Origin of the sequence: Gabonia massiliensis (assembly GCF_001403595.1) — a bacterium.
GTDB classification, from domain to species: Bacteria; Bacteroidota; Bacteroidia; order Bacteroidales; family Coprobacteraceae; genus Coprobacter; species Coprobacter secundus.
This window is the reverse complement of sequence record NZ_LN877940.1, coordinates 72,112-89,828: the sequence shown is the minus strand read 5'-3', so window position 1 is coordinate 89,828 and position 17,717 is coordinate 72,112. Positions and strand designations below refer to the sequence as shown.

At 35.8% G+C, this 17,717-nt stretch carries 13 protein-coding genes; 5 read left to right on the top strand and 8 right to left on the bottom strand.

What is annotated here, in order from left to right; genetic code table 11:
• The 5 genes from BN2628_RS10540 to BN2628_RS10520 form a co-directional block, all read right to left on the bottom strand.
• On the bottom strand, nt 1-601 hold a 601-nt coding region (locus BN2628_RS10540; RefSeq protein ID WP_055097194.1), incomplete at its 3' end, for a uroporphyrinogen-III synthase.
• Nucleotides 602-622: 21 nt separating this feature from the next.
• On the bottom strand, nt 623-1,528 hold the full coding sequence (locus BN2628_RS10535) for a DUF4271 domain-containing protein (RefSeq protein ID WP_044230339.1): 906 nt from the start codon (nt 1,526-1,528) through the stop codon (nt 623-625).
• Between the two features lie 3 nt (nt 1,529-1,531).
• Nucleotides 1,532-2,119, bottom strand: a complete 588-nt coding sequence (locus tag BN2628_RS10530; protein ID WP_044230341.1) for an LOG family protein — start codon at nt 2,117-2,119, stop codon at nt 1,532-1,534.
• A 69-nt stretch (nt 2,120-2,188) separates the two neighbouring features.
• Nucleotides 2,189-3,199 (bottom strand): NAD-dependent epimerase/dehydratase family protein, encoded by a 1,011-nt coding sequence (locus BN2628_RS10525; RefSeq protein WP_044230343.1) that lies wholly within the window; start codon nt 3,197-3,199, stop codon nt 2,189-2,191.
• Nucleotides 3,200-3,250: 51 nt separating this feature from the next.
• Nucleotides 3,251-4,912, bottom strand: coding sequence for a sialidase family protein (locus BN2628_RS10520; protein ID WP_052431598.1), 1,662 nt, complete (start codon nt 4,910-4,912; stop codon nt 3,251-3,253).
• 249 nt (nt 4,913-5,161) lie between these two features.
• Here BN2628_RS10520 and BN2628_RS10515 point away from each other — a divergent pair, with 249 nt between their 5' ends.
• The 4 genes from BN2628_RS10515 to argS all read left to right on the top strand — a co-directional run bounded on the left by BN2628_RS10515 (nt 5,162) and on the right by argS (nt 11,936).
• Entirely contained in the window at nt 5,162-8,428 is a 3,267-nt protein-coding gene (locus BN2628_RS10515) for a glycosyltransferase family 117 protein (protein WP_044230345.1), read from the top strand.
• Nucleotides 8,429-8,508: 80 nt separating this feature from the next.
• A complete protein-coding gene (locus BN2628_RS10510; protein WP_044230347.1) occupies nt 8,509-9,117 on the top strand; it encodes a polysaccharide deacetylase family protein in 609 nt (202 codons plus the stop codon).
• Complete coding sequence (gene queG / locus BN2628_RS10505; RefSeq protein ID WP_055097192.1) at nt 9,092-10,039, top strand: tRNA epoxyqueuosine(34) reductase QueG; 948 nt, start codon at nt 9,092-9,094, stop codon at nt 10,037-10,039. The genes BN2628_RS10510 and queG overlap by 26 nt, the downstream gene beginning before the upstream one ends.
• A 103-nt stretch (nt 10,040-10,142) precedes the next feature.
• Entirely contained in the window at nt 10,143-11,936 is a 1,794-nt protein-coding gene (argS, locus tag BN2628_RS10500; RefSeq protein ID WP_021931636.1) for an arginine--tRNA ligase, read from the top strand.
• 79 nt (nt 11,937-12,015) lie between these two features.
• Here argS and BN2628_RS10495 read toward each other — a convergent pair whose 3' ends face one another.
• From BN2628_RS10495 to upp, 3 genes are all read right to left on the bottom strand, one after another.
• Nucleotides 12,016-13,731 carry a SulP family inorganic anion transporter gene (locus BN2628_RS10495; RefSeq protein ID WP_055097191.1) on the bottom strand — a complete coding sequence of 572 codons (1,716 nt, stop codon included), beginning with the start codon at nt 13,729-13,731 and terminating at the stop codon, nt 12,016-12,018.
• Nucleotides 13,732-13,873: 142 nt separating this feature from the next.
• Nucleotides 13,874-15,007, bottom strand: coding sequence for a hypothetical protein (locus BN2628_RS10490; protein ID WP_044230355.1), 1,134 nt, complete (start codon nt 15,005-15,007; stop codon nt 13,874-13,876).
• 64 nt (nt 15,008-15,071) lie between these two features.
• On the bottom strand, nt 15,072-15,725 hold the full coding sequence (upp, locus tag BN2628_RS10485) for a uracil phosphoribosyltransferase (protein WP_044230357.1): 654 nt from the start codon (nt 15,723-15,725) through the stop codon (nt 15,072-15,074).
• A gap of 373 nt (nt 15,726-16,098) precedes the next feature.
• Here upp and pckA point away from each other — a divergent pair, with 373 nt between their 5' ends.
• Entirely contained in the window at nt 16,099-17,703 is a 1,605-nt protein-coding gene (pckA, locus tag BN2628_RS10480) for a phosphoenolpyruvate carboxykinase (ATP) (RefSeq protein ID WP_044230359.1), read from the top strand.
• Nucleotides 17,704-17,717 lie beyond the last annotated feature (14 nt).

Genomic DNA, 17,717 nt, shown 5'->3' with positions numbered 1-17,717 from the left:
TTTGATCAAAATTCGGAAAATTTTTTAATAATGAATTGATTCCGGATGGACTGAAAAATACCAGCATGTCATAATCGAATTTTTCATCTGGAGTAAAATCGTTACTTACCGTACGATACATGATCGCCTTGGTATAATTGATTTTATTTTTGTCAAGTAGAGCTGTATGCTCTTCGTTATGAACGTCTGAAACGGGAAAAAGATATTTTTCGTCCGAATGCTTTACCAAAGATGGAATTAAATCGTCTAATTTACCGGAATTTCCAAAAAATATTTTACGTTTCCGGTATACGATATATTTTTGTAAATATAAAGCAACTGATTCAGTCACGCAAAAATATTTCATTGTGTCAGGGATGGTGACGCGTAATCCTTCGCACAATTTGAAAAAATGGTCAATTGCTGTGCGTGCTGTAAAAATTACAGCAGTATATTCCGGTATGGAAATTTTTTGCTGTCTGAACTCTTTAGGTGATAATCCTTCCACTTTGATAAATGGACGAAATTCAATATTCACCCCATATTTTTCAGCAATATCAAAATAGGGAGACTTCTCTGATGCCGGTTTCGGTTGAGAAACGAGAACTTTCTTGATCTTCAAAGCTAAAGCGTTTTTTAAATTCTATATAATGTTGTATAATGTCACTGTCCCTTTAAATAATAAAATTAAAGGTGTGATTTCAAGGGCGCAAAGGTACAAAATAAAGTACAGTATTCCATAAATATCTCTCAAAAAAATCTTAATGCTTTTATAAATAAAGATAATACGGGAAAAAATATATAGAACGACCGCAATCCAAAGAGCATCTGATGAAAGGTGGGGGATATAAATCATAACAAATACTACGGGGAATAAAAATATACCTAATAAGGAATTAATAGATACATATCCGTTTATCCATTTGGTTTTATTATTATAGTCAGTGAAAATACTTCCTAAAAGATGATAAACAAGGAACTGTAAAAAATAGTATATTGATGTGCACCCGATAGCAATGCCTGCATGTGCTAAAGATGTCTCGGGCCCTTGTTGCGGTTGAGTTATTTGGATTAGAAAAGCTAAAATAATACCTTCGAGTATGAGTGTGAGAATTTGGAGAAAGAAACGGAGTCTGGATTCGGTCATGGTAATACCAGAAAACGAGTTATCACTTTCTTTTATACTAAAAAGAGAAGATAACATTTGTGATACCAACCGTACTCCAGAGCGAAAAGATGTGGCTACTAATAAAAAGGAGATGGTTAATATCAAAGTAATTCCATTATTGGTACCTAAACTTGCAGGGCGAGGAGTTCCCGCTATGCCTTTTGGAATGATAAGCGTCGCTTCTTTATAATCGGTTATTGGATTGGTCACTGGTGCTGGGCAACTTTTGGCGAGACCGTATATGTACTTAGGTGTGAATGTGACGGTATCTTTAGGAATATAGTGATGCACAGATTCATATTGCAAACTATCTTGTTTAGGTGCGATAGAATCGTAATCCTGTAGTGTTTGGTCGATATGTAGGCTATCGGTTATGGACATTTATTATATAGCTGCAAATTTACGAACACTGCCGGTCCATTCATAGGCTTTATATAGTGCACTAATTGCCTCTTTTGGAGTATTTGCTATTTCCCACATACGAGCATGTTCTGTCCTCATAAAAGATTGAGAAATTGCTTTATTGAGCAGTTCTATCAGTGGGTCATAATATTTATTAATATTGAGTATTACGATAGGGTTCATATAGAGTCCGAGTTGCTTCCAGGTTATGATTTCAAGTAACTCTTCCATTGTGCCGCAACCTCCGGGCATTGCTATAACTGCATCGGAAAGTGCAGCCATAGTTTGCTTTCTCTCATGCATGCTTTCGGTAATTTTTATTTGGGTCAATTTTTTATGTGCCCATCCTTCTTCGTACATAAAGCGAGGTATGATACCTGTAACCTCTCCTCCGGAAGCCAATACGCTATTGGCTAATGCACCCATAAGCCCTTGATTTCCGGCACCATAGATACATTCAATTTCTTGATTGGCCAATAGCTTTCCGAGTTCTTGTGCTGCAGAAAAATAAATTTCTGGAACCTGTGAGCTCGAAGCACAATATACGCATACCGATTTTATCTTTTTCATTTTCACTTATTTAATGGGTACAAAATTAAATTTTTCTTTAGAAAGTCGAAATAAATTGTATCGTTAAAATTATAACCATCCCGCAGTTTTGTACCAAGAGATACATTCATCTACTCCTTTTTCTAAAGGATAATCGGCAGTAAATCCTAATTCTTTTTGCAATGCAGAAATATCACAAATCCAGTTTCGTTGTTTCATAATACGATATTTGTCTGGATTTAGCGTACTTGTTTTGCCTATAAGAGACGCACAAAAAGCCACGGAATAAGAAACGGTTTTTAATACCCATAGCGGAAGGCGTAGTGGTAATATAAAATGTTTTTTTAATGCTTTGGCTACGTATTTACGGAAATCTGAAGATGTATACACTGCTCCATCTGAAATAAAATAACTTTTTTGTTTGACCCCTTTGTCAATCGCCAAAAACATGATTTTTACAAGGTCTTTTACATATATGAATGTAAGTGCTTGAGGTTTATAACCAACAGAAAAATCAATCCCCCATTTTATAGATTTTATCATAAGGAAATAGTCTTTTTCCCTGGGACCATATACACCTGTTGGCCTTAATATTACATAAGGAAACCCAGGGAGAGATTGTAAATGCTGTTCTGCTTTCAATTTGCTTTTTCCATATAACGTTTCGGGTTTGGGCATATCGGTGGGGCATATAGGAGCATAGCTCTCTTCATTACCGGCACCCCATGCGCCCAAACTGCTCATCATAATAAATTGTTCAGGTACTGTATCTGTTTCGATAAGAGTTTCGGTAAATATTTTGACAAGGCCGTAATTGATTTTGTCAAAATCTTCAGGGTGTCTGCATTTTGTTGCTCCTAAATTCCAAATAATATAGTCCCACTTACCGAAAGTATTTTTTTTCTCTAACAATTGCTTTTTTAAAATGCTCTTATTGTTGTATTGTAAGTCTATAAAATGTATACGATTATCTTGCAAATATTCACGGTTGGTGGAATTTCGTATTCCCGCCCATGTATCGTAATTTCGAGCTAGTGCCTCTTCTACAATAAAACTACCGATGAATCCTCCGGCTCCTGTAATTAAAATTTTTTTTCTCATATCATCTTTCCGATAATACAAAAGTATATCAATATTATTCTCTATTTTTTATTAGTATGATTTTGAATGAATTAATGAAGGGGTGTATGTGTCTGTGTTGTCAGTTAGCCATTCTAAAGAAAAACGGACAAAACGCATCGAGTAACCTCCTGCAATAGATTGGTCTTCAATGAAACAGCCAATAGTTCCATCAGGCAAAATATTCAATGCAGAATATGCGGAATTTTTAGAGCAGATAGTTTTACGGTGTCCCCAAGTTTTCCCATCATCGTAGCTTATCAAAACGCTCACATTGCGACGATCTTCATCCCAAGGAATACTGTGTAAAAGGCGGTTTTTGTTGTAGCCATCGATTGTAGAAGTATATAGAATCATATCTCCATTGCAGCTTGCCCCCCATATATCATTATTTTCCCATTGTGTCGCCCATCCTGTGCCATTACTATTTGAGATATTCATAAGACGGTTTCCTGGATTTCGTGAACTGATAAGAATATTTCCGTTGTTTTGTTCTATTATTTTTGCTTCATCTCCATTATGAATAGCTTTTTCGGTTATAGCTTTCCAAGAAATGCCGTTATCATCAGAGTATAAGAGGTAATTATGTTTTCCTTTTCCTTCGTCGCGTACAAGCATGGCTGCTATTAGTCTTCCTGAGCGGGTTTGTATAAAGGCTCCGGAACTAATAAAAAGAGATTTCCATTGTCGGGTGACAGGATTGAGACAGTTGGGCCCGTATATTTGAGAAGTGATGTCTACAGGAGTGTCCCAAGTAATACCATTGTCGTGGCTGACTATTTTTTTTATTAAAGCGGGTTTATCTGGAGTACCATCCCAAAAACCGTTTTTTGCTGTTATCAATACGATAATATCTCCATTCTGACAAGTGACGATAGCTGGGTCTCCATGTCCATAATTTCCTCCTTTGCCAAGGGTTCCAGCGATAGTAGTCGGCTCGCTCCATGTTTTCCCATTATCAGTGCTACGACGAGTTACAATATCGATATTATTGGGCAAATCGGTTTCACTATTCCAGCGACGGTCACATACTGCTACGATGGATCCGTCTTTGGCTGTAGTGATCGCTGGTATACGATAATAACGGGAACTATTGTCTCCTGGGTGAAATACGACAGATTCGGAGAGAAAGATAGTAGCAAAGTACTCAGGATTACCATTATTTTCGTATATTGTATTGCCGTTTTCTCTTAAATAAGAATTAATTTGTAAATCGACAGTATTCCCTTCTTTGGCCATATCCGAAATGTCCGCTGTTATCCAAATATAATGATTCCCATTGTCCAGATGACAGAGGTTATTCAATTTAATATTGAAATTTCCTGTTGAATTGACTGTTGCGTTTCCTAATAAAGTGGCGTTTTGAATATTTAAGTCATATGTATCAGGAGCTAAGTAAGCTTTAATTCTTTTTACATCGTTGATGCTGGAGGTGTTTACCAGCTTGCCTCTTATCTCTTTTAAAGTTTCATTATCATTAGAACCAGAAACGATGATGGTTGTACGTAATAGAGGTACATCTATATTTCCAATTCCTGTCATGACAGTACCTTGTTGTACGATGGTGCTTATAATTTTATCAGGTGGATTTGGATAAAGGTTCTGTACTTGAGCTTGAATCATGTTATTAGAGGCTATATATCCCCCCAATAAAATGATCGATAGTTTCTGTATGAAAGTAGACATATTTCCCATATTGATAAATTTAACGAAGATACATAGAATGTCTTTGTTACAAAAATAAGATTTTATTCTATTATATATGAAATTTGTAATATATCATTTTGGGTATAAGAGTGCCTTGAGAATATAAAAAGAAGAAATCAGCATATAAACTTTGCCTTTTTATCTGACAATTAAAATCTTTTAAAGAGGTTGTAATCAATCTTTTTATATCTTTGCACCTATATTTAGGTATCTTAATACGGATATTAAATTTTTAAAATGAAGCAATACAAATTATTGAACAATCTTTTTGGCTGGTTAGTTTTCGCTATTTCAGCTGTTGTTTACATTATGACGCTGGAACCTACAGCCAGCTTTTGGGATTGCGGAGAGTTCATCTCGTCTGCGTATAAGTTAGAAGTGGGACATCCCCCTGGAAATCCGATATTTATGCTTACAGCCCGCTTTTTTGCTAATTTTGCATCGGGTCCGGATCAGGTCGCTTATATGGTAAATTTGATGTCGGGATTATTGAGTGCAGCGACCATACTTCTTTTGTTTTGGACAATCACACATTTGGCGTGTAAGATTGTTTTGAAAGAGGAGAATCAAATTTCCGTCGCACAGATGATTGTTATTTTAGGTTGTGGGCTGGTTGGTTCTTTGGCTTATGCATTTTCTGATACATTTTGGTTTTCAGCAGTTGAAGGAGAGGTTTATGCATATTCATCTTTTTGTACAGCGTTGGTATTTTGGCTTATACTAAAATGGGAACGGGTTGCCGATGAGCCCCATTCGGATCGGTACATTGTATTGATAGCCTATCTTATAGGTGTTTCTATCGCTGTCCATTTACTTAATTTGTTATGCATTCCCGCTATTGTTCTGGTATTTTATTACCGTAAATTTAAAAATACAAATGCAAAGGGTTCCCTCCTTGCTTTAATATTGTCTTTTGGCATAATTGTTTTATTATTGTACGGACTTGTGCCGGGGTTTGTAAAAGTTGCAGGTTGGGTAGAATTGTTATTTGTCAATATTTTACATGCTCCGTATAATACAGGTGTAGTTGTATATTTCTTTGTGGTAATAGCTGCTATTGTCTGGGGAATATATGAAACCTATAAACAGAGAAGTGATAAAAAGATAAAACTGTCGTTTCTAGTCAGTGTTATGTTAGTGGGATTGCCTTTTATTGGAAACAGTATTTGGTTAGGTATATTTTTATCTGCTCTTTTAGCTATTTATTTGTTTTATTTCCAAAAAACAGTTGCTTTGCGGGTGATGAATACGATTTTGGTGTGTATTATGGTAATCTTTATTGGTTATTCATCTTATGCCCTTATCGTTATCCGTTCTTCAGCAAATACCCCGATGGATCAAAATTCTCCAGAAGATGTGTTTACATTGGCAAGTTATCTGAATCGGGAACAGTATGGAGACCGGCCTTTATTGTATGGTAATACTTTTGTTTCGGATGTTGCCCGTGACAGAGATGGATCTGTTTTGGTGGATGAAGGACCAGCAATTTGGCGCAGGGCTATTAAGAATAGCGATAAGGAGCGGGATAAATATGTAATTATCGATCATAAAAAAGATTATCAATATACTCCTGAGCTGAATATGCTTTTTCCTCGTATGTACAGTACTTCACCTTCTCATGTAGAGGCATATAAGGAGTGGACCAATTTTAAAGGTAAACCCGTACGAGCTACAGACCCGAATGGAGATTCTCGTGTGGTAATGAAACCGACTTTCGGTGAGAATTTAAAATTTTTCCTTGATTATCAATTGAATCATATGTATTGGCGTTACTTTATGTGGAATTTTGTAGGTCGTCAAAATGATATTCAGGGGCACGGAGAAGTGAATAAAGGAAATTGGATATCAGGTTTCAATTTTATAGATAAACATATTGCAGGAGATCAAAGTTTATTGCCACCTGATCTGGCAAATAATAAAGGACATAATGTTTTTTATTTTTTACCTCTTATATTGGGGCTTGTTGGGTTGTTTTTTCAAGCTTATTCCGGGAAAAAAGGAATTGAAAGTTTTTGGGTGACATTTTTCTTGTTTTTCATGACTGGAATAGCTATTGTTATCTATTTGAATCAGACTCCTTACCAGCCTCGTGAGCGAGATTATGCTTATGCCGGTTCATTTTACGCTTTTGCAATATGGATTGGCTTGGGTGTGGCTGCTATATATAAAGGTTTGAACCGATTTGTGCCTTCGATTCCTGCTGCAGCAATAGCTTCGTTATTGTGCATGTTTGTCCCTATACAAATGGTGAGTCAGACTTGGGATGACCATGATCGATCTGGCAGATATGCATGTCGTGATTTTGGGAAGAATTATCTTTCTTGTATTGAGGAAGACGGCATTATTTTTACAAATGGAGATAATGATACATTCCCATTATGGTATGCACAAGAGACTGAGGGATACCGTACTGATGTTCGTGTTTGTAATTTAAGCTATTTACAGACTGACTGGTATATTGATCAGATGAAAAGCCAGGCATATAAATCAGACCCATTACCAATCTCTATGACTAAACAGCAATATGGAAATGGAAAGCGTGATTATGCTTATTTATATGATGTATATCGCCAACCTATGTCTGTTGATGAAGCATTTAGTGTCTTATTATCTGATGAAGATTGGTCTAAGACCATTCCTAATTATCCTGGGAAAATAAATTATATTCCAGCAGAAAAACTTTATATTCCGATAGATTCTGCTGCCGTTGTAAAGGCTGGTATTGTTCCGGATTCTTTACGGGACAGTATACCATCTCAGATGATTTTTGATTTCAAAGGAAAAAATACTTTGACATTGAATGAAATTGCTATTCTGGATATGATAAACACAAATGCAAAGAATGGATGGAAACGTCCGATTTATTATGCTGTTACAGTAGGTCCGGATATGTTTATGAATATGCGCCCATATTTTTCACGTGTGGGTTTGGCTTACCGTATTACTCCGGTTAAAGGGGACAATGACGGAAGTATAGATAGTGAAAAAATGTATGATAATATGATGAATAAATTTGAGTGGGGAGGAATTGATAATCCGGATGTTTACCTTGATGAAAATATTCGTCGTATGTGTTATACATTACGTATGATGTTTGTAGATTTGATTGACCAACTTATAGCAGAAGGGAAAAATGACAAGGCTTTGAAAGCATTGGATTATTCTATGGAAAAAATTCCTTCAACAGCAATTCCTCACGATTATATATCGATACAAATGGCTAACGATTATTATCATTTGGGGCAAACGGAAAAGGCAACAGCTTTGCTTAAGGAGATTGCTGATAACTCGATGTCTTATTTAAGATGGTATACGACTTTGACGGCTAATCAGCTGAGGTCGGTCAATCGTGATATGCAAATGCATCAATTTATAATGATAAGAAATGTATTGCCGATATTTTTGGGGCAAAATCAAAAGGATTTGGCAATGAAATATATACAAGAACTTAAGGAAGTTAATCTTGATCCAACTTCGGTGTTGAAAGAGATGATTGGCGAATAAAAGAGTATAGAGTTAGGAAGGTGTCCCGAGAATAGAAAATTCAGGACACCTTCTTTTGTTCAGACAATTGGAATTTTACTATGTTGATAGAACAACCCCCATTTGTGTACCGGATGCTTTATCCTGAAACGATATGGCGTATTCCGGGAAAGGAAAAAACAGTGTATTTGACTTTTGATGATGGACCTATCCCTGAGGTGACACCTTGGGTGTTGGAAATCCTTGATAAATACAAAATAAAAGCTACTTTTTTCTGTGTAGGAGATAATGTGGCTCGTAATCTGGAGTTATATGAAGAATTGAGGAGAAGAGGACATCAGACAGGGAATCATACTATGAACCATGTACAAGGTATCAAATATTCGATAGAAAACTATATTAAGAATGTAGATAGAGCGAATGAACTTATCGATAGCTTATTATTTCGTCCACCTCATGGGCATATGAGATTGGGGCAGGTGAAAGCATTAAGGCATCGTTATCATATCATTATGTGGGATGTTGTGACGAGGGATTATAGTAAGAAATTGCCTCCCGAAATGGTGTTGGAAAATGTGAAAAAATATACTCGTAACGGTTCTATTATTGTATTTCATGATTCGTTAAAGGCCGAAAAAAATTTGCGTTGGGCTTTGCCTCGGGCGATAGAATGGCTTTTTGAGAATGGATATAGATTTAAAACACTATGACGCAGTCGCGTTGATTAAAAGTAAAGCTAAAGAAATAGGCTTTGCTGCATGTGGAATAGCAAAAGCTGCTCCTGTAAATGAGAGTGTGCGTCGGCATTTGGAATGTTGGTTGGGCGAAGGATGTCAGGATGGTATGTCGTATATGTCAAATCATTTTGAAAAACGATGTGATCCCCGGTTGTTATTGGAAGGTGCACAATCTGTAATATCGGTTGCGTTGAATTATTATCCGAAAATTCGGCAACCCGATTCTCTCCCACAATTTGCTTTTTATGCTTATGGGGTTGATTATCATAAAGTTGTGAAAGAACGGCTGTTTTTGTTGTCTGATTTTATTAAAACTCTTTATCCTGATTCGCATTTTCGTTGTTTTTGTGATACTGCTCCTTTATTGGAAAAATATTGGGCATGGAAAGCTGGTATTGGTTTTATAGGGAAAAATACACAGTTGATTATCCCGGGACGAGGTTCTTACTTTTTTTTAGGAGAAATAGTGACAACTGTACTTTTGCCGTTTGACAATCCATTGAATAATAGTTGTGGTCGTTGTCAACGGTGTATCGATAGTTGTCCTACGGCAGCATTGTCACAAACTACAATACCCAGTCTTGATGCTCGCAAGTGTTTATCTTGTCAAACGATAGAAAATAGAGGTGAGATATCTCCTGATATTGCTTCAAAAATGCATAATCGAGTATATGGTTGTGATACATGTCAGCAAGTATGCCCTTGGAATCGAATGGCGGAACCTTCTCAGATACCGGATTTTGTGCCGACGGAAGAATTGTTGGGTTTGACGTATGACAGGCTTTCAAGCCTTTCGAGAGAAGAATATAATCGTATTTTCAAATATTCGGCAGTTAAAAGAGCTAAGTATGAAGGACTGATGAGGAATATTCGTATATTGCTTTCTAAAAAATAACGGAAAATTATTGGAGCGTTTTATGTAAAGTACATCTTTACAATTCATTAAAGATTCTTATCTTTGTATTCTCGTATATAGAAAGAAACTTCATTAATGTTTTATGAAAATAGAAAATAAAATTACTACTGCCGTAATAAATGCATTGCAGGCATTATATGGTATTACTCCGGATACTTCGACTGTACAGTTGCAAAAAACTAAAAAAGAGTTTGAGGGACATTTGACTTTAGTCGTATTTCCTTTTTTGAAAGCTTCCAGAAAGAATCCGGAAGCTACAGCAACAGAGATTGGAGAATATTTAGTTAAGAACGAATCTGCTGTTGCATCTTATAATGTAATAAAGGGTTTTTTGAATCTGGTGATTGCCTCGAATTGTTGGATAGACCAATTAAATGATATTAATGAAAATGATCGGTATGGTTTGAAAGACGTAACCGAGCAGTCTCCTTTGATAATGGTAGAATACTCTTCTCCTAATACAAATAAACCTCTGCATCTAGGCCATGTGCGCAATAATCTTTTAGGTTATAGTTTAGCCGAAATACTGAAAGCCAATGGAAATAAAGTTGTAAAAACGAATATTGTAAATGATAGAGGTATTCATATTTGTAAATCCATGCTTGCTTGGGAAAAATGGGGTGAAGGTATAACTCCAGAAAAAGCAGGCAAGAAGGGAGACCATCTTATTGGTGATTTTTATGTCCTTTTTGATAAGCATTATAAAGCAGAATTGAAAGAGCTGGAATCGAAAGGTATGACAAAAGAAGAAGCTGAGGCTGCTTCTACATTGATGGCTGAAGCTCGGGAAATGTTACGTAAGTGGGAAGCTGGAGATAAAAAAATTGTGGAATTATGGCGTATGATGAATGAGTGGGTATACGCAGGCTTCGATGAAACTTATAGGCAAATGGGAGTTGATTTTGATAAGATATATTATGAATCGGAAACTTATCTGGAAGGTAAAGAAAAAGTACTGGAAGGTTTGGAAAAGGGAATTATGTATCGTAAAGATGATGGTTCTGTTTGGGCTGATTTGACGGCAGAAGGACTTGATCATAAATTATTATTAAGAGGAGATGGAACTTCTGTATATATGACACAAGATATTGGTACTGCAAAGTTACGTTTTAAGGATTACCCTATTGATAAAATGATCTATGTTGTGGGAAATGAACAGAATTACCATTTTCAGGTTCTTTCTATATTGCTTGATAAATTAGGTTTTAGCTGGGGTAAAGATCTTGTACATTTTTCTTATGGTATGGTTGAGCTGCCAGAAGGTAAAATGAAATCTCGGGAAGGGACAGTAGTCGATGCAGATGATTTAATGGAGGAGATGATAAATACAGCTAGGGAAACTTCTTCTGAGTTAGGACGGTTGGATAAATTTTCAGATGAAGAAATAAGTAATATTGCCCGTATAGTCGGTTTAGGTGCCTTGAAATATTTTATATTGAAAGTTGATCCCAGGAAGAACATGATGTTCAATCCTAAAGAGTCGATTGACTTTAATGGTAATACCGGACCTTTTATCCAGTATACGCATGCTCGGATATGTTCGGTTTTACGTAAAGCAGAAGAGTTGGGAATAAACCTTCCGGAAAGAATTTCTGATGATGTTGTATTATCGGAAAAAGAAATATCTTTAATTCAGCATTTGGCTGAATTTGCGGCAGTTATTACAGATGCGGGGCAACAATATAGTCCGGCAATAATTGCTAATTATGTATATGATTTAGTGAAAGAATATAATCAGTTCTATCATGATTTTTCGATATTGAAAGAAGAAAATCCTGATGTTCGTATATTCCGGTTGGTTTTATCCAAAAATGTTGCAAAAATTGTCAGACTGGGGATGAAATTATTGGGCATTGAGGTACCGGATAGGATGTAAAAACTGTTCCTATGTATATAATTAAAAGGTCCACTGATATATAGAATTTTATATCGGTGGGCCTTTTTAGTAAATATTATTAAAGTGCTTTTCCTTTTGATTTTTTTTCGTGGGACAATTCTTCCGCAAGTTTATTTGCAGCAGCTACAGCTTTTGTAATATGGTCAAAAATATATTCATCCCCAATTATGGAATTAAGCCGAGCGCGTTTTATTGTTTCATGTACTTTAGGATTGACGCCCGATAATATTACATGAATTTTTTCACGATGGGATGATTCTACCAAAATCTCAAGATTATGCAAACCTGTCGAGTCGATAAACGGTACTTTTCGCATACGGATAATACGAACCAATGGTTTGTCCCCCATATTGTGCATAAGTTCGTCGAACTTAGTTGCAACACCGAAAAAGAATGGTCCATCAATTTCATAAACTTCTATTCCTTTAGCTATATCCAATGTTTCGTGTTGTGTCGACTCTGTTCCCTGTGCTATGTCCAGTTCATCTTTTAAGACAGATACTTGAACGTTTTCCGATACACGACGTAAAAAAAGTAATACAGCTAAGAGAAGTCCTATTTCTATTGCAATCGTCAAGTTAAATACGACTGTTAAAATAAATGTTGTCAATAGTACGGCAACATCAGATTTAGGGGTTTTGAGCAGGGAACGGACAGTACGCCAACCACTCATATTGTATGAGACGATAATTAGCACACCGGCAAGACATGCCATTGGAACTAATTTGATGAGTGGCATCAAAAACAGAAATATCAAAAGTAGAACTATGGCATGTATTATCCCTGCGATAGGAGTACGCCCCCCGTTATTAATATTTGTCATTGTACGGGCAATGGCTCCAGTGACAGGAATTCCTCCGAAGAATGGAACTACGATGTTTGCAACTCCTTGTCCTATCAGCTCTGTATTGGAATTATGCTGGTCTCCTGTGACACCGTCAGCGACGGTGGCAGATAATAAAGATTCGATAGCTCCGAGTATGGCAATTGTAAAAGCTGGAGAAAGAAGCTGATTAATTGTATTCATATTGATACTGAGCGGTTGAGGTTCAGGTACGTCGTTACTGATATTGCTGAACCTATCACCGATTGTCTCGATTCCGGTAATGTTGAATGTCTCTTTTAAAATATAAGTTACAATTGTCATGATAATAATTGCGACTAATGACCCTGGTATTTTTTTTGATATTTTAGGTGTAAGTATAATGAGTAAGATGCTAACGATACCTACAATTAAAGATGACCAATTGACTGTATTAAAGGACCGAAAATATGCAATCCATTTTGAAATGAAATCAGCAGGAACTTCAGCCATTGTTAATCCGAATAAGTCTTTGATTTGTGTTGTGAATATTGTTAGTGCAATACCACTGGTAAAGCCTATGACGATGGGGTAGGGAATGTATTTGATGATTGTTCCTAATCGAAAACATCCCATCAGTACGAGTATTAGGCCGGCCATAACTGTCGCAATTGCAAGACCTTCTAATCCATAATTTTGTATAATAGAATATACAATTACGATGAAAGCCCCTGTTGGGCCTCCTATTTGTACGTTGCTGCCCCCTAAAAAAGAGACAATGAAACCTCCGATTATGGCAGTGATCAATCCCTTTTCAGGGCTGACACCGGATGCAATACCGAATGCAATGGCTAAAGGCAGGGCAACAATGCCAACTATGATACCGGCCATAAGGTCGGCCGAGAATTTCTCTTTTGAATAATTTTTTAAAATAGAGAATAGTTTGGGTTGAAAATCTAATGTACTTTTCATATAACCTGATTTCAAATAGGCTGCAAAGGTAATTATTATTTGTTAATAAAACAAAAGGGTTTTTAAATGAAAAAAGGAAGAGAATTAAGATTTCGCATATTTCTCTCCCTTTTTTAGTTTTATCTAAGAAAGTGTTAAAAAATTATTGTCCTAATTTTTTTAAATATGCACGTCTGCGTTTGTGTTGAATATTTTCAAAATATTGCCATTGAGATTGTACTTTTCCGTTTTCTTCTAATTCCGGATTACTTTCTGCATATTTATACCCGTTTTTGATGAATACAGGTATAAGGTCGGAGAATAAAAGAGCGTTTGCTCCTGTATTTTGATAATCGGGACGTATTGCAACGAGTAAAAGGTCAACTACATCATTTTTCCCTCTTAGAGCTTTAAGTAGATGTATAAAACCGAATGGGAAAAGTTTTCCTTTAGCTTTTTGCATAGCTTTGGTCATGGATGGAATAGCAATACCGACACCTATTAATTCTTTCTTTTCATTGATAATAAGTGTGACATTTTCTAATCGTACCATGGGGAGGTACATTTTTATATAATAATCAATTTGTCGCTGATTCAGTATCGAATATCCATATAAATTGGCATATGCATTATTAATAAGTTCGAAAATTTTTTGACCATAATCTTTTACTATTTTAGTTGCAGAATTGTATTTTACGATTTCTAACTTATATTTAGTTTTTACGATGTTTGCAATTCGTTGATGTTTTTCTGGTATTCGTTCGGGAACAAAAATTTTAAATTCTACCCAATCAACATCTTTTTCAAAACCCAATTCAGTTATATGTTTTATATAATAAGGATAATTGTATATGGTAGCCATTGTACCCATTTGGTCGAAACCTTCAATAAGAAGACCTTCAGGGTCCATATCTGTGAAGCCTAAAGGACCGTTAAGTTCATTCATCCCTTTTGAAAGGGCCCATTTTTCTACGGCGTCGAAAAGGGCTTTACTGACTTCTTTACTATCGATGAAATCGACGAAGCCAAACCTCGCTGTTTTCTTTCCAGTTTTCTCATTAACTTGATGATTAATGATTCCTGCAATACGGCCGACGGGTTTTGTATTGTCGTATGCCATATAATAGACAGATTCACAATAGTCGAAGGCTGGATTTTTATCTTTACTTAGAGTTCCTACTTCGTCAAATATCAGTTGTGGAACTGCATAAGGGTTATTTTTATATAAATCAATATTGAAACGTGCAAATTTTTTTAGTCCCCGTTTCCCCGAGATTTCACGAATTGTTATGGCCATAATTAAGCACTTTAAAGTTGGGGTAAATATAGGTTTATTTTAAAGTAGAAATAATATTATTACATTATTCCTTTTCTCCATAAGCAAGATCTCCGGCATCTCCGAGCCCTGGAACAATATATGAATGGTCATCGAGTTCCGGGTCTATAGCCCCTACCCATACGGTTGTTTTATCCGATGGGAAATGCTCTTGTACGTATTCAATTGCCTTTTGGCTGGCGATTATAGATGCTATATGTACATGTTCAGGGTCACCTTTTGTCAGAAGTGCTCGATAAGCCAGTTCCATAGATCCACCTGTAGCGAGCATGGGATCTGTCAAAATTAAAACTTTTCCATCAATGCGAGGAGAGGCAATATATTCAATGAATATTTCAAAATTAAGTTTATCTTTATATTTTCTATAAGCGGAAACGAAAGCATTTTCAGCATTATCGAAATAGTTGAGAAAACCTTGATGAAAAGGAATTCCGGCACGTAGAATGGTGCCTAATACTAATTTGTCATCGGAAGTATTAATTGAGATGATTCCTAAAGGAGTTTTTATTTCTTTTGGACTGTAATGTAAGTCCTTACTGAGTTCATAAGATATTATTTCTCCGATGCGTTCTAGATTTTTCCGAAATCGTAATCGATCACCTTGGATATTGGTATCGCGAAGTTCTGCAACAAAGCGATTGAGTTCTGAATTATTTTCCGAAAAGTTGACAATTTTCATGTTGTAGGATATATTACATTTTTGCAAAAATACATAAAACCCTAAGAATTATGTTTCAATGTTGACATAAAATTAGCTTTAAATGAGGTTTAGCCCATAATTTTTGAAGGAAATGAATAATTTTGAGCCGATGTGTGAGACTTTTGACTCTCTTTTTAGAAGAAAAAGTTATTTATTATTAGTTAAAAATGAAAACAATACAAAAAAAAGAAAGGTAATTTTGTCATTGTTTAAGTCACTTAAATAAAAAATAGAACAATTACTGAAAAATTTCTTTAATTAAAGAACTACTTCATGGAATTTGTATTATTTTTGCATCGCGATTTAGAAGAGATAGTAAAATAAATAGTTAATCATTTAATTAGAAACAAGAATGGCAAATTTAGATCTTACAAAATACGGTATTAGTGGTACCGTAGAGATTGTGCACAATCCGTCTTATGATGTATTGTTCGCTGAAGAAACAAAGGCCGGTTTGGAAGGCTTTGAAAAAGGTCAAGTAACAGAGTTGGGTGCTGTAAATGTAATGACTGGTATTTATACTGGACGTTCTCCTAAAGATAAATTTTTGGTAAAAGATGCTACTAGTGAAAATACAGTATGGTGGACATCAGAAGAATATAAGAATGATAATAAGCCTGTGTCAACGGAAACTTGGAACGTTTTGAAAGATTTGGCTGCTAAAGAATTGTCAAATAAGAAATTGTTTGTAGTTGATGGTTATTGTGGAGCCAATGAAGCAACTCGTCTGAAAGTCCGTTTTATTATGGAAGTTGCATGGCAAGCTCATTTTGTAACGAATATGTTTATTCGTCCTTCTAAAGAGGAATTAGAGAATTTTGAGCCTGACTTCGTCGTTTACAATGCGTCTAAAGCTAAAGTTGAAAATTACAAAGAACTGGGATTAAATTCAGAAACAGCAGTTGTTTTCAATTTGACAACTAAAGAGCAAGTAATCTTGAATACGTGGTACGGTGGTGAGATGAAAAAAGGAATGTTCTCTATGATGAACTATTTCAACCCGTTGCGTGGTATTGCTTCTATGCACTGTTCTGCAAATACTAGCATGGATGGTTCTAGTTCAGCTATCTTCTTTGGTCTTTCTGGTACAGGTAAAACTACTTTGTCTACTGACCCAAAACGTAAATTGATTGGTGACGATGAGCACGGATGGGATAATGAAGGTGTATTCAACTATGAAGGTGGTTGCTATGCTAAAGTTATCAATTTGGACAAAGAAAGTGAGCCAGATATTTATAATGCAATCAAACGTGATGCTTTGTTGGAAAACGTTACGGTTGATGCTAATGGTAAGATTGATTTTGCAGATAAGAGCGTCACAGAAAATACACGAGTTTCTTATCCTATTTATCATATCAATAATATCGTTAAGCCGGTGTCTAAAGGGCCTCATGCAAAACAGGTTATTTTCTTGTCTGCTGATGCATTCGGTGTATTACCTCCTGTATCTATTTTGACTCCGGAACAAGCTCAATATTATTTCTTGTCAGGTTTCACTGCTAAATTAGCAGGTACTGAACGCGGTATTACAGAACCAACCCCTACGTTCTCTGCATGTTTTGGTGCAGCTTTCTTAACTTTACATCCTACTAAATATGCTGAAGAATTGGTTAAGAAAATGAATATGACTGGAGCTAAAGCTTATTTGGTAAACACTGGTTGGAATGGAACTGGTAAACGTATTTCTATTAAAGATACTCGTGGTATCATTGATGCTATTCTGGATGGTTCGATAGAAAAAGCTCCTACAAAAACTATCCCGTTCTTTGATTTTGTAGTTCCTACAGAATTACCTGGTGTAGATCCTAAGATTCTTGATCCTCGAGATACTTATGATTGTGCTTGTAAATGGGAAGAAAAAGCTAAAGATTTAGCTGGACGTTTTATTAAGAACTTCTCTAAATTTACTGGAAATGAAGCAGGTAAAGCTCTTGTAGCAGCTGGACCTAAATTGTAATTTATTTCAAAGTG

Excerpts from the sequence above, each read along its gene's own strand:
- argS (WP_021931636.1), top strand. The coding sequence starts at position 10,143 with ATGAAAATAGAAAATAAAATTACTACTGCCGTAATAAATGCATTGCAG.
- upp (WP_044230357.1), bottom strand. The coding sequence starts at position 15,725 with ATGAAAATTGTCAACTTTTCGGAAAATAATTCAGAACTCAATCGCTTT.
- queG (WP_055097192.1), top strand. The coding sequence starts at position 9,092 with ATGGATATAGATTTAAAACACTATGACGCAGTCGCGTTGATTAAAAGT.
- BN2628_RS10530 (WP_044230341.1), bottom strand. The coding sequence starts at position 2,119 with ATGAAAAAGATAAAATCGGTATGCGTATATTGTGCTTCGAGCTCACAG.
- BN2628_RS10525 (WP_044230343.1), bottom strand. The coding sequence starts at position 3,199 with ATGAGAAAAAAAATTTTAATTACAGGAGCCGGAGGATTCATCGGTAGT.
- BN2628_RS10535 (WP_044230339.1), bottom strand. The coding sequence starts at position 1,528 with ATGTCCATAACCGATAGCCTACATATCGACCAAACACTACAGGATTAC.
- pckA (WP_044230359.1), top strand. The coding sequence starts at position 16,099 with ATGGCAAATTTAGATCTTACAAAATACGGTATTAGTGGTACCGTAGAG.
- BN2628_RS10520 (WP_052431598.1), bottom strand. The coding sequence starts at position 4,912 with ATGGGAAATATGTCTACTTTCATACAGAAACTATCGATCATTTTATTG.
- BN2628_RS10515 (WP_044230345.1), top strand. The coding sequence starts at position 5,162 with ATGAAGCAATACAAATTATTGAACAATCTTTTTGGCTGGTTAGTTTTC.
- BN2628_RS10510 (WP_044230347.1), top strand. The coding sequence starts at position 8,509 with ATGTTGATAGAACAACCCCCATTTGTGTACCGGATGCTTTATCCTGAA.
- BN2628_RS10490 (WP_044230355.1), bottom strand. The coding sequence starts at position 15,007 with ATGGCCATAACAATTCGTGAAATCTCGGGGAAACGGGGACTAAAAAAA.
- BN2628_RS10495 (WP_055097191.1), bottom strand. The coding sequence starts at position 13,731 with ATGAAAAGTACATTAGATTTTCAACCCAAACTATTCTCTATTTTAAAA.